Origin of the sequence: Ferrovibrio sp., assembly GCF_035304305.1 — a bacterium.
Classification (GTDB): domain Bacteria; phylum Pseudomonadota; class Alphaproteobacteria; order Ferrovibrionales; family Ferrovibrionaceae; genus Ferrovibrio.
Window position 1 is genome coordinate 43,894 of record NZ_DATGQG010000038.1, and the last position, 19,217, is coordinate 63,110.

Here is a 19,217-nt window from a genome sequence, read left to right on the forward strand (position 1 = left end):
TTACAGGCTGGAATTGAAAGGGGGCGGGGGTGAAATGCCCTGTGATCTCGGCCGGGCGCCGGTCAGCCGATCAGGCGCCCGACCACCTGGGCGGTGAAATCCACCATCGGCACCACCCGGGCGTAATTCATCCGTGTCGGGCCGATCACGCCGATGGCGCCGACGATGCGCTGCTGCTGGTTCTGCAGCGGGGCCACGATCAGCGAACAGCCGGCGCGGCGGAACAGCGTGTTCTCCGAGCCGATGAAGATGCGCACGCCCTCGCTGCCCTGGGTCAGCTCGATCAGCCGCAGCATCTCCTCGGTGTTCTCGAGCTCTTCCATCAGATTGCGGATCCGCTCGAGGTCGGCGATGGCGGCGACGTCACCCAGCAGATTGGCGCTGCCGCGCACGATCAGGGTGCCGCGCTCGGATTCGCCGCCCCAGACGGCAAGGCCGGCCTCGACGACGCGGGCGGCCAGCTGGTCGAGTTCGGCGCGGCGCGCCTGCAGTTCGGTCAGGATCTCGTCGCGTGCCTCGCCCATGGTGCGGCCCTTCAGCCGCTGCGAAAGGAACTGCCCGGCCTCGGCCAGCGCCGAAGCGGTCATGCCCATCGGCATTTCCAGCATCCGGTTTTCCACCTGGCCGGATTCGGACACCATCACCACCAGCGCCTTGCCCGGACCGAGCGGAACGAATTCCACGTGGCGCAGCGGCTCGTCGGCCTTCGGCGCCACCACCAGACCGGCATGGCCCGACAGGCCGGACAGCGCGGTCGTCGCCTCGGTCAGCACTTCCTGGAAGCCGCGGCCGGATGCCGCGCAGCGGCTCTGGATCGACTCGCGCTCGTCCTGGGTGAGATCGCCCACCTGCAGCAGGCCGTCGACGAACAGCCGCAAGCCGGATTCGGTCGGCAGCCTTCCGGCGGAGGTATGGGGCGAGAAAAGCAGCCCGGCCTCCTCGAGATCCGCCATGGTGTTGCGGATGCTGGCCGGCGACAGCTTGTGTTCCAGTTTCTTCGAGAGAACGCGCGAGCCGACGGGCTCGCCGGTCGCCATGTAGGTCTCGACAACCAGCCGGAGGATTTCCCGGCTGCGCAGGCTCATCTCCTGGATCATGACCCACAATTAAGAAGCTCTTCCGCCCCCGTCAACGGCATCGCAGAACCCCCGGTTGCAGCCGTGCGGTCCGTCTGGAAAGACGGCCGGCAATGAACGAAACTTGCGGCCGGCGGGTTTTTTGCCCGAATGGCCGGCAGGAGGGGGCATGCCCGACATCTTCGTGTTCATCGCCATCGGCTTCTTCGCGCAGCTGGTGGACGGGGCGCTCGGCATGGCTTTCGGCCTGCTGTCGACCACCAGCATGCTGGCCTTCGGGGTGCCGCCAGCGACCGCCAGCGCCATTACCCATATCGCCGAGATCTTCACCACCGCCGCTTCGGGCGCCTCGCATGTCTATCACCGCAATGTGGACTGGCGGCTGGTGCGCCGGTTGGCCCTGGCCGGCATGACCGGTGGCGCGATCGGCGCCTATCTGCTCTCCAATGTCGACGGCAAGGTTATCGCGCCGGTGGTGTCGCTCTACCTGATCGGGCTCGGCTGCTTCATCCTGTTCAAGGCCTTCCGGCCGCTCTGGCCGGCCGAGATCCGCGGCCCGCTGGTGCCCGGCGTCGGCCTGGGCGGCGGAATCCTCGATGCCGCGGGCGGCGGCGGCTGGGGGCCGATCGTCACCGGATCGCTGATCGGCCGCGGCCTGCAGCCGCGCAAGGTGATCGGTTCCACCAATCTCACCGAGTTTCTCGTCACGGCGACGATCTCGGCGGTGTTCATTCTCAATCTCGGCTGGTCGGATCTCGATGCCGCCCTGGGGCTGGTGATCGGCGGCGTGCTGGCGGCACCGCTCGGCGGCTTCCTGGTCAGCCGCGTCCCGACCCGCGCACTGATGATCGCCGTCGGCGTGATCATCATCGCCACCAGCCTGCTGCGCCTCTTCTGAACGGCATGAGCAGTGCTTGATTTAACCGGTTTCGTACCCATCTCTTTAACTATGCAGCAGCAGCCGTTCCGATATCCGCCAGGGCCCTGCCGGGAGACGCATGTCTTGTCCCGGAACGGCCGCTGACGATCTGCTGAAAGCATATCTCTTCCGTTCCGGGTTTTCGCACAGCCGCAACCGCCTTCTGGCGTGATGTCCTTGTCCTGCATGGGGAGCTGCAGCCGTGACCGCCCGTCTCCGGACCTATTTCTGCGATCAGTGTAACCAGACCGTGCCCCGGGCCGCATTGCGCTGCCCGTGGTGCTTCCGTCCCGTCCATCAGCTCGGCACCGTTCCGACGATTTTCCGGAACCTGCCCATGCAGACGGACCAGCCGGCGGACGAGTCGCGCGCCGCAAACGCGCAATCCGGGAGCCAGAGGCCATGAGCGTTCCAGGCACGGTCCGGCGGATCATCTGGCCTGCCATCACGACGGCCGCCAGCATCTGCATCTATCTTCTCCACCAGCAGGCCTTCGACGCCCTGAATCTCGGCGTCGATGCCAAGGCCGTGCGCGGAATTTCGGGTGCCGCGAGCTACTTCGCCGCCGCCTGGCTGGGCGGCCGGCTGATCGGCATCGCGCTCGAGCGCGTCGGCAGCAACCGCCGCCGCGTGCCCAAGCTGCTCCAGGAGCTTGTTTCGGTGGCATTGTTCGTTGCCGCGGCGATCGCCACCATCATCCTAGTGTTCGGGCATTCCGTGACCGGCGCGCTGGCTGGGTCCGGCCTGGTCCTCGCGATCCTGGGTTTCGCCATCCGCAACGCGCTGGCCGACGTCCTGTCCGGCATCGCGCTCGGCCTCGAGGCGCCCTACCGCATCGGCGACTGGGTGGAGATCGACAGCACGATCCGCGGCCGCATCGTCGAGATCGGCTGGCGCACCACGCGCCTGCTGTCGCGCGACGATACCTACACCATTCTGCCCAACAGCCAGATCGCCCGGCAGCGGCTGACCAACTACAGCGCGCCGCGCCGCCATTACCGCACCAAGGTGCAGATCCTGCTCAATCACGACGTGCCGGTGGCCACCGCAAAGGCGCTGCTGGCCGAGGCGGCCGCGCGGCCCTCGATCATCCTGACCACGCCGGCGCCGGACGTGCGGGTGATTTCCTACGATGCCGACGGGATCCGCTATGCGGTCCGGTTCTGGGTGCCGAGTTTCGCGGAAGACGTCGATTGCCGCGATGCCGTGCTCACGGCGATCGATGCCGCGATCCGCGAACGCGGCCTGGCGCCGCCGCATTCGCGCCTGCGTCTGGTCGGCGATACGCCGCATCCGGCACAGGTGGAAGCACCGGTTGAAATGCGGCCTCAGTTGCGCACGGCTTCGTCAGCTTGACAAAGCGGCAGAAGGGGGCAGATTGACCTCATGGAACAGATCGGCGCCACGTCCCTGATCCAGCCGACCCTGCGGTCGAACCGACTCATCGCAGGCGTCTAGCCCCTGGCGCGGCGTCAAGGAGACGCACGCCGGGGCCAGGGGAACTTCTCCAAACAAGCGGATCCTGCCTCTTGGCGCCGTGCGCATCGCGCGGCGCGGCGGAGATGTGCCATGTCCAAGCCCCGTTGCCAGCTGACAACGAAGGATTTCAGCATCCTCCAGGAACTGCTCGAGAAGGATACGCGTCACGACGATGCCTTCCTTCGCCTGCTGCGGCAGAAGCTGTCCTCGGCCACCGTCGTGTTCCAGGAGGATATCGATCCCCAGGTCGCGACGATCAACAGCCGCGTGGAGTTCACGGTCGACGGCGTCGCCGACCGGCGCACCCTGGTCTATGGCGGCGTGAACGTGTTTTCGGAGCGCACCCTGCCGGTCACCACCCTGCGCGGCCTCGCATTGCTCGGCCTGCCTTCGGGCGAATCGATCACCGTCGAGCGCTCCGACGGCCGCGAGGAATTCATCCGCCTCGACTGGGTGTCCAGCCAGCCGGAAGCGGTGATCCGCAAGCGGATGCAGTTCGCGATGATGCCCGGCGCGACGGAGGAAGCGCCGTCCAGCGTCGTCGCGTTCAGCCCCCGCAGCAAACCGTCGGCGGCGCGCATGGCTGCGACACCGCCGGGCCCCGATGATGACGATCCCGGTCCGCGCGCGGCCTAGCGGTTGGCCTGCCAGATCAGCGCATTGAGCAGTCCGGCATAGCTGACCCAGGCGAGATAGGGCAGCAGCAGCCAGGCTGCCCGGCGATCATGGCGGCGGAAGGCAAGCGCGGTGGCGGCGATCGCCAGCCAGAGCAGCACCAGCTCCGCCAGCGCCCAGCCGATCTGCCGCGCGCCGAAGAACAGCGCCGACCAGCCGAGATTGAGCATCAGCTGCAGGGCGAAGAGCAGCAGCGCGCCGCGTGCGCCCTGCAGCCCGTTGGCGCGCCAGACCAGCCAGGCGGCGATCGCCATCAGGGCGAACAGGGTCGTCCAGACGATCGGAAAGGCGATGGCGGGCGGCGTGATGGCGGGCTTGGCGAGCGTCGGATACCAGGTTGCCACCGAGTCCGACGTGATCGCGCCGCCGATGGTGGCGACGCCGAAACAGAGAACCAGGAATGCGCCGAGCGCGGCGAGGCTCGGCATGGCGAAGGCGGGGACGGGAGCTGTGCGCATGCAGACGAGATAGATGCCGGACGCGACGCGCCCAGCCGGTTCGCCGGTCACAAGGAAACTGGTTTTCCGGAGGAAATGGAGCGGGCGATGAGATTCGAACTCACGACCCCAACCTTGGCAAGGTTGTGCTCTACCCCTGAGCTACGCCCGCTCAACAGATCCGGGCGGCCCCGAAGGAGCGCCGGGCAACCGGAGGGGCCCGGTTGCAGGCGCGCAATATACCCAGCCGCTTTCCCGATGCAAGCGTCTCGTGGCACAAAATCCCGCCGCCATGCGCGCCACGGTTCCGGGCAAGGTATTTTCCTGCCTATGAGATTCCGGCGGGCTCCGACGGCCCTTGCGCCGGCCCCGGCTTACCTGTATTGGGTTGCGCCTCGCACCGGGGCTACGGTTTTTCCGCCCGCCCGGCTGCCATATGGGTCCCCATCGTCTAGAGGCCTAGGACGGCGCCCTCTCACGGCGCAAACCGGGGTTCGAATCCCCGTGGGGACGCCATTTTCCGGCATTCCATCCCGATATGGCTGAAGTTCGTCCGCGCATCTGACAGCGCGATGCCGGTGTCGTGACCGCGATGCTTCCGGAAACCTGATCTTCGACACCGCCGCCTTGATCGCCTCGCCGCTGGGCGGGCTTCTGCCAGCAATCCTCGACGCTGGCGGTGGCGGCCGGCTTTACCGCGATTTTCGTGATCGGCAGCCTCGACGGGGGCTTCAGTCCGCCGCATCCTGTTCGGCCGGCATGTCGACCGGCACCCCTGGCTCCATCTTGGAGCTGCGGATGGTGAGCGCCGTCTTCACATGGGCGACGTTGGGCAGGGCGGTCAGTTCGCGGGTCAGGAAGGTCTGATAGGCGTCCCAGTCGCGGGCGACGATCTTCAGGATGAAATCGTTCTCGCCGGCCAGCATGTAGCATTCGCGCACCTGCGGCCAGTTGGCCACGGTCTGCTCGAAGGCCACCAGGTCATGCTCGGCCTGGCTGTTCAGCCCGACCATGGCGAAAACGGTAACGCCGTAGCCGAGCAGCTGCGGATTCAGCTCGGCATGGTAGCCCTTGATGTAGCCGGCCTCCTCGAGGGCGCGGACCCGGCGCAGGCAGGGCGGTGCCGAAATGCCGACCCGCTGGGCAAGCTCCACATTGGTCATCCGCCCGTCGGCCTGCAGGTCGGCAAGGATCTTGCGATCGATCAGGTCGAGCTTGACTCGTTGCATGGAATTTCTCGCCAGTGGAGATTTGCGTAATAATATTATAAGCAATAATATTATAAGCCGCAGCCGATTTCCAAGGGGCGGCGCCGATTTGTTTGTGCTGCCCGGGGCGTGCAGGCCAGGCCGGACCGCCAACGGCAGGTTGACGCCCGCCCTATATGGAAGGGGTAAGTGCAGCCGGCGCGGACGTTTTCGGTTATCTAACAGCGCCGGAGGCTGCCGAGTCGCGGCTTTGCAGGTCGCGACCCGGCTGCCATAATTTAAAATCGTTTTCAGCGCCGCCTGGACAGCGGCTGGAGTTGATGTGACATGGCCACCACCCACCGCACCAAGGTTCTGATACTGGGCTCCGGCCCCGCCGGCGCGACCGCCGCGATCTATGCCGCGCGCGCTTCGCTCAAGCCGATCATGGTGCATGGGCTGCAGCCGGGCGGCCAGCTCACCATCACCACCGACGTGGAGAACTATCCGGGCTTCGCCGAGGTCATCCAGGGACCCTGGCTGATGCAGCAGATGGAGGCGCAGGCGCAGCATGTCGGCACCACCATCATCCATGACTACATCGTCTCGGTGGATCTCTCGAAGCGGCCCTTCGTGGCCAGGGGCGATTCCGGTGACACCTATGTCGCCGACACGCTGATCATCGCCACCGGCGCCCAGGCGCGCTGGCTCGGCCTGCCGAGCGAGCAGACCTTCCAGGGCTTCGGCGTCTCGGCCTGCGCCACCTGCGACGGCTTCTTCTTCCGCGGCAAGAAGGTAGTCGTGGTCGGCGGCGGCAACACGGCCGTGGAAGAGGCGCTGTATCTGACCAACCACGCCAGTGAAGTCACCGTGGTGCACCGGCGCGACAGCTTCCGCGCCGAGAAGATCCTGCAGGAGCGGCTGTTCGCCAATCCGAAGATCAAGGTGGTCTGGGATCATGTCATCGACGAGATTCTCGGCGACGAGGAGCCCAGGGGCGTCACCGGCGTGCGGCTGAAGAACGTGAAGACCGGCGCCACGCAGGAACTCGCCACCGACGGCGTCTTCATCGCCATCGGCCATACGCCCAATACCGAGCTGTTCAAGGGCCAGCTGCCGCTCGATGCGGAAGGCTACATCACCACCAAGCCGGGCACGACGCAGACTGCGATCCCGGGCGTCTTCGCCGCCGGCGACGTGCAGGACAAGATCTACCGTCAGGCGGTGACCGCAGCGGGCACCGGATGCATGGCCGCACTGGAAGCCGAGAAGTTCCTCGCGCATCACCTGCAGCCGGCGGCCGAAGCGGCCGACTGACGCCGGCCATATCGGCCGGGGGGCCGGGGGGAGTACTATGTCCGCGCTGGACTGGGACAAGCTGCGCATCTTCCACGCCGTTGCCGAAGCCGGCAGCCTCACCCATGCCGGTGAGACGCTGGGCCTCAGCCAGTCGGCCGTGAGCCGCCAGATCGGCGCGCTGGAAGCACAGCTCAATGTGACGCTGTTTCACCGGCATGCCCGCGGCCTGATTCTCACCGAACAGGGCGAACTGCTGTTCCGCACCGCGCGCGAGATCTTCTCGCGGCTGGCGGTGGCCGAGGCGATGATCGCCGATTCCAAGGACAAGCCGACCGGCGAGCTCTGTGTCACCACCACGGTCGCCTTCGGCACGATCTGGCTGGCGCCGCGGCTGAAGGAATTCATCGAGCTCTATCCCGACCTGCGCATCGAGATGGTGGTGGACGACCGCGAACTCGATCTCTCCATGCGCGAGGCCGATGTGGCGATCCGCATGTGGAAGCCGACCCAGGCGGATCTCGTCTACCGCAAGCTGATCACCGTGCATAACCATGTCTACGCTTCGGTGGATTACGTCACCCGCCATGGCGCCCCGCAGACCATCGAGGATCTCGATAACCATGCGCTGATCGTCTACGGCGAGGAGGCGCCGGCGCATTTCAACAACATCAACTGGCTGCTCGAGATCGGCAGCCCGGACCGCCCGCGCGCGCCGGTGCTGACGGTGAACAACGTGTACGGCGTGATGCAGGCGGTGGCCAGCGGCCTGGGTATCGCGGCGCTGCCCGATTACATGGTGGAAGGCAATCCGCGCATCGTGCGCGTGCTGCCGAACATCGACGGGCCCAGCTTCGACACGTTCCTCGTCTATCCGGAGGAATTGCGCAATACCAAGCGGCTGGCCGTGTTCCGCGACTTCCTGCTGCGCAAGGTTGCCGACTGGCATTACTGAGATGGTGGTGCCAGCAGCGTCCTCGCCCGGAACCGTGTCCCGCCGCAACGAACTGCTGGCCAGGATACGCCGCCCCTGGGACATGGTGGCGCAATTCGTTGCGGCCGCCGGGATAGCGTATCTTCTCGACGGCTATATCGCGGATGTCTGGCGCTGGGGATATCTCGCAGCGACCGTTGTCGCCCTGCTGCTGCAATATGTGACCCACCGGAGCCTGCTGGCTGACCGCAGCCGGCGGGAGAGGGCGCGGCTGTGGTGGGTTCGGCTCTATGCCGTCTATTTCCTCAACGGCGCGCTGCTCGGCGCGATGTGCGGCGTCATCGCCACGCTTCCGCCCGAACCGGGGCCGATGCTGGCGCTCGTCTGTCTTGCGGGCGTCGCCATTGCCGTGACGCTGACCACGGCGGTGCAGCTGACGATTGCGGTGACCGTTGCCCTGCTGGCCGGGGGGCCGGGGATCGTCATCCTGCTGGCCGGCACGCCGGAGATGCAGGTCTTCGGCGCCTGCATTGCCATGGCGCTGATGGTGCTGGTCACCTTCGCCATCCGCCTCAACCGCTACTTCCGCCGCAGCACCGAACTGGTGGAGCGCCTGCGGGTGACGCTGCGGGACCGCACGCGCAGCGGCGCCGATGCCGAGCGGGCGCAGCTCCGCCTGCGCTCGATCCTCGACACGGCGCCCTTTCCGATCGTCGTGATCCGCCGCAGCGACGGCGCCTTTCTCTACAGCAACCGGCCGGCGGCGGAGCTGTTCGGTATCGATGCCGCCTCGGCCGAAGGCGCGCCGCGCTATGTGCTGGACCCGGCGCATCGCGACCGCATTTTCGGCACCGAGCTTCTGCGCCCCGAGGAAGAGCTGCAGATCGCGACCGCGCAGGGCCGGGCGATCTGGGCCACCATCGCCGCGGTGCCGATGCGCTACGGCGACGACGACGGCGCCCTTGTCGTGGTCAATGACGTCACCGCCAAACGCGCCTCGGAAGAGCGCCTGCGCGTGGCCGAGCAGCGCCTGAGCGACGCGCTGGCCGTGGCGCCCGACGGCGTCGCGCTGTTCGATGCGGAAGAGCGGATGGTGATCTGCAACAAGGCCTATGCCGACATCATCGGCATGCCGCTTTCCGCCAGCACCGGCATGACCCATGACGAGGTCTGCCTGCGCTCGGTGACCTCCCGGCCGGCGCCGGAGCGCGCCGGGGTGCGGACCGACTATCCCGACTGGCTGGCGACGCGCAAACGCATCTTCAAGGCGGCCCTCGGCGAGCCGCATATCTTCTATGATACCCGCGACCGCCGCTGGCTGCAGATACGCGATTTCCGCCTGACCTCGGGCGGCACGGCATCGCTGATCACCGATATCAGCGAGCTGAAGCAGCGCGAGCGGGAGCTGCGCGAGGCGAACGAGAATCTGGCCGCGCAGGCGGAAGCGCTGGCCGCCCGCGGCGAGACGCTGGAAGCCGCGCGCCAGGCCGCGATCAAGGCACACCAGGAAGCCGAATACGCCAACCGCGCCAAGTCCCAGTTCCTCGCCCATATGAGCCATGAGCTGCGCACGCCGCTCAACGCGATCAACGGTTTTTCCGAGATCATGGCGCTGCAGCTGCTCGGCCCGTCCGGCGTGCCCCAATACGACCGTTATGCCAAGGACATCCTGGCCGCGGGCAGGCATCTGCTCTCGGTGATCGACGACATCCTCGACCTTTCCAAGGTCGAGGCGGGCAAGATGAAGCTGACGCCCGAGCCGGTGGTCTGGTCGAAGCTGGCCTCGGACTGCCTGACCCTGCTGCGCCCGCTGGCGGCCGACCGCATGGTGACCCTGCAGGTCGAGCCGGGCGCCGAGGACGCCACACTGTTTGCCGACGAGCGGCTGGCCAAGCAGATGCTGGTCAACCTGCTCTCCAATGCGGTCAAGTACACCCCGTCCGGCGGCAGCGCCGGCATCCGCTTTCTGCCGGACGGCTGCGGCGGCGGGGTGGTGGAGGTGACCGATACGGGCGTCGGCATGAGCGATGCCGACCTGGAAAAGGCGCTGGAGCCCTTCGGCCGTATCGATTCGGCGCTGGTTTCGCAGATGCGTGGGACCGGCCTGGGGCTGCCCCTGGTGAAGGCCCTGATCGAATTGCACCAGGGGCGGCTGGAAATCGACAGCGTGGTGGGCCGCGGCACCACCGTCCGGCTCCATTTCCCGGCCGCCCCCGAAATGGCACTCCCCGGCAAGCTGCTGTAATAGCTGCGAAATAAATCACCGGTCAGTTATGCAACAGCCGCATGGCTGGCTTGACTATTCGCGGATTCTCAAAAGGCGGCGCAGGGCTTACATCACTTCCTGTCAGATGTTGCGTCGCAGCATCTTCTACGAGTTTTTGGCCCCGGCCAGAAACTTCGGCCGCGATAGCTCCCCCGCTATTTCGGCCTTCCGCGCGTCTCGCGCGGAGCCTCCCTGTTAAGACTTGCCGGCCTGGTTTCCAGGCCGGCTTTTTTTTGCCCGCCGCCCTCAGGCCAGCAGCGGCGCGAGGTCGCCCAGGCGGCGGACGATGCGGCAGCCGAGATCGCGGAAAGCCGCCTCGTGGCGATCCGGCTGTTCCGGCCGGAAGGCGAAAACCGTCATGCCGGCACGGATTCCCGCCGTTGCCCCAGGCAGGCTGTCTTCCACTACGGCGCAGCGCGCCGGCGCGGCGCCCATCTCTCCGGCGGCGAACAGGAACAGGTCCGGTTCCGGCTTGCCCCGGGCGACCTGCCGGGCGGAGAACCGGTGCGGGAAATGCCCCGCCAGCCCGCAGAGCTCCAGACTCAGGGCGATCTTGTCCAGATCGGAGGAGGAGGCGATGCATTTCGGCCTGTGCACCTGCTCCAGCAGCTCGGCGGCCCCCTCGATCGCCCTCAGTTCGGCCCCGAAGCGCCGGAAAGTCTCGGCCTGCAGGTCGGCCTCGAAATCCCCCGGCAGGGCCAGCCCGTAGCGCTCCCGCACCAGCCGGAAACAGCTCGGCAGGCTCAGTCCGGTGAGATCATGGGCGACCTGGGCCTCGTCGAAGCGCGGATCCAGCCCCAGCGCCACAAGCTTTTCGTAGAAAACGCGATTCGCGATCGGCTCGCTGTCCACCAGCGTGCCGTCCATGTCGAAAATGACGAGGTCGAAGGCCATGAAGGGCTGCATAGCGGATCGGGCCGGCCTCCGTCACCCGGCCCGGGCGGATCTGCGACCAAAGACTGCGACAATTCCGCGCAAAGGGGTGGGGGCGTCGCTGTTGCACCGCCTATACCCTTATGCTAGGTAAACGCGGCTTTCGCGCCAGGGGTCGCGGAGACGCGGCCAATGCGTGCCAATTCCCCAGGTTAGTCAAAGCCTTACGCGATGCGCCGGGGCGCGTTGGGGACAGGGCGGAGGATTACCGTCCGTCTCCGGTCCGATGTGCCGGCGGTAATAAGAAGAAGGGTCGTTCGTGGCTCAGGAAACCATCGTCTCCGGCATCGCCGGCCGCTATGCGACTGCGCTGTTTGATCTGGCGCGCGAGGCCGGCCAGCTCGATGCCGTCGCCAAGGATCTCGACACATTGTCGGCCATGCTGGCCGAATCCGCCGATCTGACCCGCCTCGTGCGGTCGCCGGCCTTCAGCCGCGAGGAGCAGGCCCGGGCGATCGCCGCCGTGGCCGAGCGCGCCGGGCTGCAGGACCTGGTCCGCCGCTTCCTCGGGGTGACGGCGCAGAACCGCCGGCTTTTCGCGCTCAGCGACATCATCCGAGACTTCCGCAGCCTGCTCAGTCACCATCGTGGCGAGGCGCTGGCCGAGGTCACGTCTGCGGTGCCGCTCAATGACGAGCAGCTGCAGCAGCTCAAGTCTTCGTTGTCGTCGGTTGCCGCCGGCAATGTCGTGATCAACGCCAAGGTCGATCCCGGCCTGATTGGCGGCCTGGTCGTCAAACTCGGTTCGCGCATGATCGATGCCTCGATCCGCACGAAGCTCAATAACCTCAAGTCCGCCATGAAAGGTGTTGCGTGATGGACATCCGCGCCGCAGAAATTTCGGAAATCCTGAAGACGCAGATCAAGAATTTCGGCGCCGAAGCCGAAGTCTCGGAAGTCGGCCAGGTGCTCAGCGTCGGTGACGGCATCGCCCGCGTCTACGGCCTCGACAAGGTCCAGGCCGGCGAGATGGTCGAGTTCCCGGGTGGCGTCAAGGGCATGGCCCTGAACCTTGAATCCGACAATGTCGGCGTCGTGATCTTCGGTGACGACAGCGGCATCAAGGAAGGCGACACCGTCAAGCGCACCGGCGCCATCGTCGACGTTCCGGTCGGCAAGGGCCTGCTCGGCCGCGTGGTCGACGCGCTCGGCAATCCGATCGACGGCAAGGGCCCGCTGACCGACGTGACCCGCGCCCGCGTGGAAGTGAAGGCGCCGGGCATCATCCCGCGCAAGTCGGTGCACGAGCCGATGCAGACCGGCCTGAAGGCGCTCGACGCGCTGGTGCCCGTCGGCCGCGGCCAGCGCGAGCTGATCATCGGCGACCGCCAGACCGGCAAGACCGCCGTCGCCGTCGATACCATCCTGAACCAGAAGCCGATCAACGCCTCGGGCGACGAGAAGAAGAAGCTGTACTGCATCTATGTCGCGGTCGGCCAGAAGCGCTCGACCGTCGCGCAGGTGGTAAAGACGCTGGAAGAGGCCGGCGCGATGGAATACTCCATCGTCGTGGCCGCCACCGCGTCGGAGCCGGCACCGCTGCAGTTCCTGGCGCCCTATGCCGGCTGCGCCATGGGCGAATACTTCCGCGACAACGGCATGCATGCCCTGATCATCTATGACGATCTGTCCAAGCAGGCCGTCGCCTACCGCCAGATGTCGCTGCTGCTGCGCCGTCCGCCGGGCCGCGAAGCCTATCCGGGCGACGTCTTCTACATCCATTCGCGCCTGCTGGAACGCGCCGCGAAGATGAACGACAAGAACGGCGCCGGTTCGCTGACCGCGCTGCCGGTCATCGAGACCCAGGCCGGCGACGTCTCGGCCTACATCCCGACCAACGTGATCTCGATCACCGACGGCCAGATCTTCCTCGAGACCGACCTGTTCTACCGCGGCATCCGCCCGGCGATTAACGTCGGCCTCTCGGTCAGCCGCGTCGGCTCGGCCGCGCAGATCAAGGCGATGAAGCAGGTGGCCGGCACGATCAAGCTGGAGCTGGCGCAGTACCGCGAGATGGCGGCCTTCGCCCAGTTCGGTTCCGACCTCGACCCCGCCACCCAGCGCCTGCTGAACCGCGGTGCCCGCCTGACCGAACTGCTGAAGCAGCCGCAGTACCAGCCGCTGCCGGTGGAAGAGCAGGTGGTGTCGATTTTCGCCGGCGTGCGCGGCTATCTCGACAAGATCCCGGTCGGCGATGTCGGCCGCTTCGAGCAGAGCCTGCTCGGCCTGGTGCGCGGCAAGCATGCCGACATCCTGGAGGACATCCGCAACGCCCAGGCGATCACGCCGGAGATCGAGACCAAGCTGAAGGCCGTGCTCGACGAGCTCGCCAAGACCTTCGCCTGATCGCAAACGAAGGGTAGCGCGTTATGCCTAGCCTCAAGTCCCTGCGCATTCGGATCAACTCGGTCAAATCGACCCAGAAGATCACGAAGGCGATGAAGATGGTGGCAGCCAGCAAGCTGCGCCGCGCCCAGGAGGCGGCCGAACAGGCCCGTCCTTACGCCGAGCGCATGGCGCAGATCCTGTCCTCGCTGGCCGCCGGCCAGGCGGGCGCCGAGAACGCGCCGAAGCTGCTGGTGGGCACCGGCAGCGACCAGGTGCATCTGCTGGTCGTTGCCACCGCCGAACGCGGCCTCTGCGGCGCTTTCAACTCCTCGATCGTCAAGCTCGCGCGGCGCAAGATCGAAGAGCTGACCGCCCAGGGCAAGACGGTGAAGATCCTCTGCGTCGGCAAGAAGGGCCGCGACCAGCTGCGTCGCGACCATGCCGCGAAGATCGTCGATACCCTCGACCTCTCCAAGGTCAAGAGGGTCGGTTTCGCGGAAGCGCAGGAGATCGCCGACCGCCTGCTGGCGCTCTACGACGAGGGCCAGTTCGACGTCGCCCATATCTTCTTCAACAACTTCAAGTCGGTGATCAGCCAGGTTCCGACCGTGCAACAGATCATTCCCGCCATGGTTGGCGGCAATGACAATGTCGAGCCCGGTCCGGATCTCGGCGGCGCGATCTACGAGTACGAGCCGGACGAGGAAGCCATTCTGCTGCAGCTGCTGCCGCGGAACCTGTCGGTGCAGGTCTACCGGGCGCTGCTGGAGAATGCGGCTTCCGAGCAGGGCGCCCGCATGACCGCGATGGACAATGCGACGCGCAATGCCGGCGAAATGATCAAGAAGCTGACGACGGTCTACAACCGGTCGCGTCAGGCGCAGATCACCAAGGAACTGATTGAAATCATCTCCGGCGCCGAGGCCGTCTAAGCGGCGCGTACCGGACAGAAGGAACAGAGAGAGCGGAGCAGCATCATGGCTACCAACAAGACGGGTCGCATCACCCAGGTCATCGGCGCGGTCGTCGACGTGCAGTTCGAGGGCACGCTGCCGGCGATCCTGAACGCGCTGCATTGCACCAACCAGGGCAACCATCTGGTCCTCGAGGTGGCGCAGCATCTGGGCGAGAACACCGTCCGCACCATCGCCATGGATTCGACCGACGGTCTGGTGCGCGGCATGGAAGTCACCGATACCGGTGCGCCGATCTCGGTGCCGGTGGGCCCGGAGACGCTCGGCCGCATCATCAACGTGATCGGCCAGCCGATCGACGAGCGCGGCCCGATCAACGCCAAGCAGGCCGCTCCGATCCATGCGCCGGCGCCGGAATACGTCGACCAGTCGACCGAGCAGAAGGTGCTGGTCACCGGCATCAAGGTCGTCGACCTGCTCGCGCCCTACGCCAAGGGCGGCAAGATCGGCCTGTTCGGCGGCGCGGGCGTCGGCAAGACCGTGCTGATCATGGAGCTGATCAACAACATCGCGAAGACCCACGGCGGCTACTCGGTGTTCGCCGGCGTCGGCGAGCGTACCCGCGAGGGTAACGACCTCTACCACGAGATGATGGAATCGGGCGTCATCAAGACCGACGGCCCGGGCTCGAAGGTGGCGCTGGTGTACGGCCAGATGAACGAACCGCCGGGTGCCCGCGCCCGCGTCGCGCTGACCGGCCTGACGCTGGCGGAATACTTCCGCGACCAGGAAGGCCAGGACGTGCTGTTCTTCGTCGACAACATCTTCCGCTTCACCCAGGCGGGTTCGGAAATGTCGGCGCTGCTCGGCCGCATCCCCTCGGCGGTGGGTTACCAGCCGACGCTGGCCACCGACATGGGCGCCCTGCAGGAGCGCATCACCTCGACCAACAAGGGTTCGATCACCTCGGTGCAGGCCATTTACGTGCCGGCCGACGACCTGACCGACCCGGCGCCGGCCACCTCGTTCGCGCACCTTGACGCGACCACCGTGCTGTCGCGCCAGATCGCCGAGCTCGGCATCTATCCGGCCGTCGACCCGCTCGACTCGACCTCGCGCATCCTTGATCCGCGCATCGTCGGCGAGGAGCATTACGAGGTTGCCCGCCGCGTGCAGACGATCCTGCAGAGCTACAAGTCGCTGCAGGACATCATCGCGATCCTGGGCATGGACGAGCTTTCGGAAGAGGACAAGCTCACCGTCGCCCGCGCCCGCAAGATCCAGCGTTTCCTGTCGCAGCCGTTCGACGTGGCGCAGGTCTTCACCGGTTCACCGGGCGTGCAGGTTCCGCTGGCCGAGACGATCCGCGGCTTCAAGGAAATCACCGAAGGCAAGCACGACCATCTGCCGGAAGCCGCCTTCTACATGGTCGGCACCATCGACGAGGCGGTGGCCAAGGCCAAGAAGATGGCTGCCGAGGCGGCCTGATCTGACGGCGTAAAGGAGCAGGCCCATGGCCGAGACCGTGAAGTTCGAACTGGTATCGCCGGAGAAGCTGCTGCTCTCGCTCGACGCGGAGATGGTGGTGGTGCCCGGCGAGGCCGGCGATTTCGGCGTGCTGCCGGGCCACTCGCCGCTGATCTCGACGATCCGCAACGGCGTCATCGAGGTAACGGTGAACGGGCAGGTGAGCGAGCGCATCTTCGTCGCCGGCGGCTTTGCCGAAGTCGCCAACGACAAGCTGACCGTGCTGGCCGAGGAGGCCGTGCCGGTGAACAAGCTCGACCGCGCCAAGGTCGAGCAGCAGCTGAAGGACGCCCGCGAGGATTTCGAGGACGCCAAGGACGACCATGCCAAGGCCCGCTGCCAGGCGCAGGTCGAGAAATACACCGCCATGCTCGAGGCGGCGGCGTAAGTCATCGCACGACGGCAGTATTGAATTTGTGTCATGGCCGGGCTTGTCCCGGCCATCCACGTCTTAAGGGCCCGCTTCCAAGCGGGCCTTGTGTTTTTCAGGGAGAGCGGAGAAGCGCGCGATGGCGTCCGACATTCCATCCATCCTGGAACGCTGCATCGGCGGCTATACCGTCACCAACGATCCCGCGCGGATCGACCGGCCCGCATCCATGCCTTCCTGAGAAGATCTACTGGTCGGAAGGTGTGCCGCTGGCCACCGTCGAGCGCTCGCTGCGTCATTCCTTCAATATCGGCGTCTCTGGTGCCGGCGGCCAGGTCGGCCTGACGCGGATCATCACCGACTACACGACCTTTGCCTATCTCACCGATGACTATGTCGAGCCGGCGCATGAGCGCAAAGGCCGCGCCGCTGCCATGGTCCGCTTCGCGCTGGATCACCCGGATCTGCAGAATCTGCGGCGCTTCCTGCTGGTTTCCAGGGATGCGAGGGAATTGTATGAGCGCTCCGGCTTCACCGCGCCGAAGAATCCCGAGCGCTTCATGGAGCTTCTGCCGGGCAAGCGCAGCTGACGCCGCTGACTTAGCTGATCGATGAAGCGGCCGGGTCTTCCCCGGCTGTTTCCGGGGCAGGTGCCGCAGCGGCAGGCTGGGGCGCGCCCAGCAGGGGCGCCATACGGCGGGCGGCCTTCACCGCCCGTTCGACGAGGTCGCGGCGGGCCGCAGCAGCGGTCAGCAGGCGGTCGAGCCGGGCTGCCGAAAGGTCGGGGCCGGTCGCCTCCAGCAGTCCGGCCTTCAGCCGCTGATAGGCTGCCTCGCAGCTGTCACCAGCCTGCATGGCCGCGGCCAGGTCGAATTCCGGCCGCGTGGTGTCGGCCGCCCGCAGCGCCGCGCGCCATGCCTCCTCGAAATCCCGTCCGGCAGCGCCGGGATGATCCGCCGGCTCCGGATCGGCCGCGGCTATGGCCTGGTAATGCTGGGCGGCGCGCAACACGCCGGGCAGCACGCGAACCACGTGTTCGGACAGATCGCTGCGCTGCAGCCGCAAAACGAATTCCATGATGGCATTGGCAAGGCCGGCGGCGGCCTGGCTGCGTCTCTGCCGCTGGCTTCCGGTGACCTCGCCGCGCGCAATCTCGAGGGCCATGCTGCCCAGCCGCTGCAGCTCCAGCCGCAGACCATCGAGCGCAAGCGCGGGCACGACCGCGACGGTGGGATCGAGATGGCGCGGCTTCGCCAGATCCTCCTCGGCCGAGCGGAACCGGCTTCGCAGGAACGCGGCCAGCTGCGGCACGGCCGGCGCCAGAAGCACCACGCCCAGGATATTGAACAGGGTATGGAACAGCGCCGTGGCGAGCGCCGGTTCGGTGGTGACCAGCCTGATAGTCGCCAGCAGCCAGGGCAGCAGCAGGTAGGTCGCGATCGCCGTGATCAGGTTGAACAGCACATGAGCCGCCGCACTGCGCCTGGCGTTCGGCGTCGCGCCGATCGCCGCCATCAGCGCCGTACTGGTGGTCCCGAAATTCGCGCCGATGACCACCGCCGCCGCGGCTTCCAGCGGCAGGGTGCCGGTCATCGCTGCCGTCACGGTGATGGCGGATGTGGCGCTGGAAGACTGCGTCAGCGCGGTCAGTGCAACGCCGAGGCCGGCGAAGATGAGCCGTCCCAGCCAGCCCTGACTTGGCAGCATTTCCGGATCCACCAGACCGGCAATGGTGCCGAAGGCCTGCTGCAGGGCGGCAATGCCGGCGAAGAAGCAGCCGAAGCCGGTCAGCGCCACTCCCCAGGCGCCGCGCGGCCGGTCGCTGCCGGTCAGGCGGAGCAGCATGCCGATACCGATCAGCGGCATCGCGAACAGCTCGATCTTGAGCTTGAGGCCGATGACGGCTGCCAGCCAGCCGGTCATGGTGGCACCGATATTGGCGCCGAAAATCACCCATATCGCCTGCACAAGGTTGAGCAGGCCGGCATTGACGAAACCGATCGTCGCGACCGTGATGGCGGTGGAAGACTGCACCATCGCAGTGACGGCGAAGCCGGCGGCCAGGCCGCGCAGCGGCGTGCTGGTTCCGGTTTGCAGGATGTCGTGAAGAGCGTCTCCGGCGGCGTGTTTCAGGCCGTCCGTCATCAGCCACATCCCCAGCAGGAAGAGGCCGATGCCGCCGAGCAGGCTGCCCGTCATCGCGGGAAGATCGAGCACCATGGGTTCACCGGCGCAGAACGAACTCGCCAGCCGGCCGGCGATGCTCCCAGCCGCGCCGCTCCAGTTCCGGCTCGTCGGTCTGCTCGGCCGGATAGCCGACGCAGAGATAGGCGATCAGGCGCCATTCCGCCGGCACGTCGAGATCGCGGCAGACGGCGATCGGATCGAGAATCGAGACCCAGCCGGCGCCGACGCCATGCGCCCGGGCCGCCAGCCAGAAGCCGTAGACCGCCATCACCGAGGAATAGTCCAGCATCTCGGGCATGGTACGGCGGCCGAGGCCATGACCCTGCCCGGTGGCCTCGTCGCAGAAGACGGCGAGATGCACCGGCGCTTCCCTCAGGCCGGCCAGTTTGAGCGAGGCATAGAGCCTTGCCTGCTCGCCCCTGTAGTCGCGCAGGGCCTCGGCATTCTCGCGTTCGAAATTGGCGATCACCCTGGCGCGGCGGGCCGGGTCCTCCACCAGCACGAAGCGCCAGGGCTGGCTGTTGCCGACGCTGGGCGCCAGCGCCGCCAGCTCCAGCAGATGTCCGATCAGCGCCGGATCGACCGGGTCGGGCCGGAAATGCCGCACATCGCGGCGCCAGACCATCAGGTCGCGCAGCCTGTCCCGGAAGGCGGTATCGAAATCGGGCGGTGAGCCGGTCATTGCGCCT

18 protein-coding genes and 2 tRNA genes are annotated in these 19,217 nt (G+C 66.7%); 13 read left to right on the plus strand and 7 right to left on the minus strand.

The window, feature by feature from the left end; genetic code table 11:
* Positions 1-62: 62 nt before the first annotated feature.
* Complete coding sequence (gene hrcA / locus VKZ87_RS04620) at positions 63-1,097, minus strand: heat-inducible transcriptional repressor HrcA (RefSeq protein ID WP_324220109.1); 1,035 nt, start codon at positions 1,095-1,097, stop codon at positions 63-65.
* A gap of 148 nt (positions 1,098-1,245) precedes the next feature.
* Here hrcA and VKZ87_RS04625 point away from each other — a divergent pair, with 148 nt between their 5' ends.
* From VKZ87_RS04625 to VKZ87_RS04635, 3 genes are all read left to right on the plus strand, one after another.
* Positions 1,246-1,974, plus strand: coding sequence for a sulfite exporter TauE/SafE family protein (locus VKZ87_RS04625; protein ID WP_324220077.1), 729 nt, complete (start codon positions 1,246-1,248; stop codon positions 1,972-1,974).
* A gap of 423 nt (positions 1,975-2,397) precedes the next feature.
* Positions 2,398-3,351 carry a mechanosensitive ion channel family protein gene (locus VKZ87_RS04630; RefSeq protein WP_324220078.1) on the plus strand — a complete coding sequence of 318 codons (954 nt, stop codon included), beginning with the start codon at positions 2,398-2,400 and terminating at the stop codon, positions 3,349-3,351.
* 213 nt (positions 3,352-3,564) lie between these two features.
* The gene (locus VKZ87_RS04635) at positions 3,565-4,110 is read left to right on the plus strand and encodes a hypothetical protein (protein WP_324220079.1); all 546 of its coding nucleotides are present in this window, start codon (positions 3,565-3,567) and stop codon (positions 4,108-4,110) included.
* On the opposite strand, the gene VKZ87_RS04640 is transcribed toward VKZ87_RS04635, so the two are convergent.
* Entirely contained in the window at positions 4,107-4,658 is a 552-nt protein-coding gene (locus VKZ87_RS04640; protein WP_324220080.1) for a TspO/MBR family protein, read from the minus strand. The two genes, VKZ87_RS04635 and VKZ87_RS04640, sit on opposite strands and share 4 nt — an antisense overlap.
* Positions 4,659-4,683: 25 nt before the next feature.
* Positions 4,684-4,758: transfer RNA gene (locus VKZ87_RS04645), tRNA-Gly, on the minus strand.
* A gap of 268 nt (positions 4,759-5,026) precedes the next feature.
* On the opposite strand from VKZ87_RS04645, the gene VKZ87_RS04650 reads away from it, so the two are divergent.
* A tRNA-Glu gene (locus VKZ87_RS04650) sits at positions 5,027-5,102 on the plus strand.
* Between the two features lie 215 nt (positions 5,103-5,317).
* Here the strand turns inward: VKZ87_RS04650 and VKZ87_RS04655 are convergent.
* On the minus strand, positions 5,318-5,815 hold the full coding sequence (locus VKZ87_RS04655) for an Lrp/AsnC family transcriptional regulator (RefSeq protein ID WP_324220081.1): 498 nt from the start codon (positions 5,813-5,815) through the stop codon (positions 5,318-5,320).
* 306 nt (positions 5,816-6,121) lie between these two features.
* On the opposite strand from VKZ87_RS04655, the gene trxB reads away from it, so the two are divergent.
* The 3 genes from trxB to VKZ87_RS04670 are packed head-to-tail and all read left to right on the plus strand — an operon-like array spanning position 6,122 to position 10,248.
* Positions 6,122-7,090: a thioredoxin-disulfide reductase gene (gene trxB / locus VKZ87_RS04660; RefSeq protein ID WP_324220082.1), complete on the plus strand. Its 969-nt coding sequence runs from the start codon at positions 6,122-6,124 to the stop codon at positions 7,088-7,090.
* A gap of 46 nt (positions 7,091-7,136) precedes the next feature.
* Complete coding sequence (locus VKZ87_RS04665) at positions 7,137-8,024, plus strand: LysR family transcriptional regulator (RefSeq protein WP_324220110.1); 888 nt, start codon at positions 7,137-7,139, stop codon at positions 8,022-8,024.
* A gap of 1 nt (position 8,025) precedes the next feature.
* Positions 8,026-10,248 carry a PAS domain-containing sensor histidine kinase gene (locus VKZ87_RS04670; protein ID WP_324220083.1) on the plus strand — a complete coding sequence of 741 codons (2,223 nt, stop codon included), beginning with the start codon at positions 8,026-8,028 and terminating at the stop codon, positions 10,246-10,248.
* Positions 10,249-10,515: 267 nt separating this feature from the next.
* Here VKZ87_RS04670 and VKZ87_RS04675 read toward each other — a convergent pair whose 3' ends face one another.
* Entirely contained in the window at positions 10,516-11,163 is a 648-nt protein-coding gene (locus VKZ87_RS04675; RefSeq protein ID WP_324220084.1) for an HAD family hydrolase, read from the minus strand.
* Between the two features lie 298 nt (positions 11,164-11,461).
* Between VKZ87_RS04675 and VKZ87_RS04680 the strand changes: the two genes are divergently transcribed.
* From VKZ87_RS04680 to VKZ87_RS04705, 6 genes are all read left to right on the plus strand, one after another.
* Positions 11,462-12,019 (plus strand): F0F1 ATP synthase subunit delta, encoded by a 558-nt coding sequence (locus VKZ87_RS04680; protein ID WP_324220085.1) that lies wholly within the window; start codon positions 11,462-11,464, stop codon positions 12,017-12,019.
* The gene (gene atpA / locus VKZ87_RS04685; protein WP_324220086.1) at positions 12,019-13,548 is read left to right on the plus strand and encodes a F0F1 ATP synthase subunit alpha; all 1,530 of its coding nucleotides are present in this window, start codon (positions 12,019-12,021) and stop codon (positions 13,546-13,548) included. The genes VKZ87_RS04680 and atpA overlap by 1 nt, the downstream gene beginning before the upstream one ends.
* Before the next feature lie 23 nt (positions 13,549-13,571).
* A complete protein-coding gene (locus VKZ87_RS04690) occupies positions 13,572-14,462 on the plus strand; it encodes a F0F1 ATP synthase subunit gamma (protein ID WP_324220087.1) in 891 nt (296 codons plus the stop codon).
* 45 nt (positions 14,463-14,507) lie between these two features.
* Positions 14,508-15,932, plus strand: a complete 1,425-nt coding sequence (gene atpD / locus VKZ87_RS04695; protein ID WP_324220088.1) for a F0F1 ATP synthase subunit beta — start codon at positions 14,508-14,510, stop codon at positions 15,930-15,932.
* A 25-nt stretch (positions 15,933-15,957) separates the two neighbouring features.
* Positions 15,958-16,359, plus strand: coding sequence for a F0F1 ATP synthase subunit epsilon (locus VKZ87_RS04700; RefSeq protein ID WP_324220089.1), 402 nt, complete (start codon positions 15,958-15,960; stop codon positions 16,357-16,359).
* A 245-nt stretch (positions 16,360-16,604) separates the two neighbouring features.
* On the plus strand, positions 16,605-16,931 hold the full coding sequence (locus tag VKZ87_RS04705) for a GNAT family N-acetyltransferase (RefSeq protein WP_324220090.1): 327 nt from the start codon (positions 16,605-16,607) through the stop codon (positions 16,929-16,931).
* 10 nt (positions 16,932-16,941) lie between these two features.
* On the opposite strand, the gene VKZ87_RS04710 is transcribed toward VKZ87_RS04705, so the two are convergent.
* Positions 16,942-18,561 (minus strand): Na/Pi symporter, encoded by a 1,620-nt coding sequence (locus VKZ87_RS04710; RefSeq protein ID WP_324220091.1) that lies wholly within the window; start codon positions 18,559-18,561, stop codon positions 16,942-16,944.
* A gap of 4 nt (positions 18,562-18,565) precedes the next feature.
* Positions 18,566-19,210, minus strand: a complete 645-nt coding sequence (gene bluB, locus VKZ87_RS04715; protein ID WP_324220092.1) for a 5,6-dimethylbenzimidazole synthase — start codon at positions 19,208-19,210, stop codon at positions 18,566-18,568.
* Between the last annotated feature and the right edge of the window lie 7 nt (positions 19,211-19,217).

What these genes read in the sequence shown, in the direction of transcription:
- atpA (WP_324220086.1), top strand. Translation starts at nt 12,019, where the DNA reads ATGGACATCCGCGCCGCAGAAATTTCGGAAATCCTGAAGACGCAGATC.
- VKZ87_RS04630 (WP_324220078.1), top strand. Translation starts at nt 2,398, where the DNA reads ATGAGCGTTCCAGGCACGGTCCGGCGGATCATCTGGCCTGCCATCACG.
- bluB (WP_324220092.1), bottom strand. Translation starts at nt 19,210, where the DNA reads ATGACCGGCTCACCGCCCGATTTCGATACCGCCTTCCGGGACAGGCTG.
- VKZ87_RS04675 (WP_324220084.1), bottom strand. Translation starts at nt 11,163, where the DNA reads ATGGCCTTCGACCTCGTCATTTTCGACATGGACGGCACGCTGGTGGAC.
- atpD (WP_324220088.1), top strand. Translation starts at nt 14,508, where the DNA reads ATGGCTACCAACAAGACGGGTCGCATCACCCAGGTCATCGGCGCGGTC.
- VKZ87_RS04700 (WP_324220089.1), top strand. Translation starts at nt 15,958, where the DNA reads ATGGCCGAGACCGTGAAGTTCGAACTGGTATCGCCGGAGAAGCTGCTG.
- VKZ87_RS04625 (WP_324220077.1), top strand. Translation starts at nt 1,246, where the DNA reads ATGCCCGACATCTTCGTGTTCATCGCCATCGGCTTCTTCGCGCAGCTG.
- VKZ87_RS04635 (WP_324220079.1), top strand. Translation starts at nt 3,565, where the DNA reads ATGTCCAAGCCCCGTTGCCAGCTGACAACGAAGGATTTCAGCATCCTC.
- VKZ87_RS04655 (WP_324220081.1), bottom strand. Translation starts at nt 5,815, where the DNA reads ATGCAACGAGTCAAGCTCGACCTGATCGATCGCAAGATCCTTGCCGAC.
- hrcA (WP_324220109.1), bottom strand. Translation starts at nt 1,097, where the DNA reads ATGATCCAGGAGATGAGCCTGCGCAGCCGGGAAATCCTCCGGCTGGTT.
- trxB (WP_324220082.1), top strand. Translation starts at nt 6,122, where the DNA reads ATGGCCACCACCCACCGCACCAAGGTTCTGATACTGGGCTCCGGCCCC.
- VKZ87_RS04670 (WP_324220083.1), top strand. Translation starts at nt 8,026, where the DNA reads ATGGTGGTGCCAGCAGCGTCCTCGCCCGGAACCGTGTCCCGCCGCAAC.
- VKZ87_RS04690 (WP_324220087.1), top strand. Translation starts at nt 13,572, where the DNA reads ATGCCTAGCCTCAAGTCCCTGCGCATTCGGATCAACTCGGTCAAATCG.
- VKZ87_RS04710 (WP_324220091.1), bottom strand. Translation starts at nt 18,561, where the DNA reads ATGGTGCTCGATCTTCCCGCGATGACGGGCAGCCTGCTCGGCGGCATC.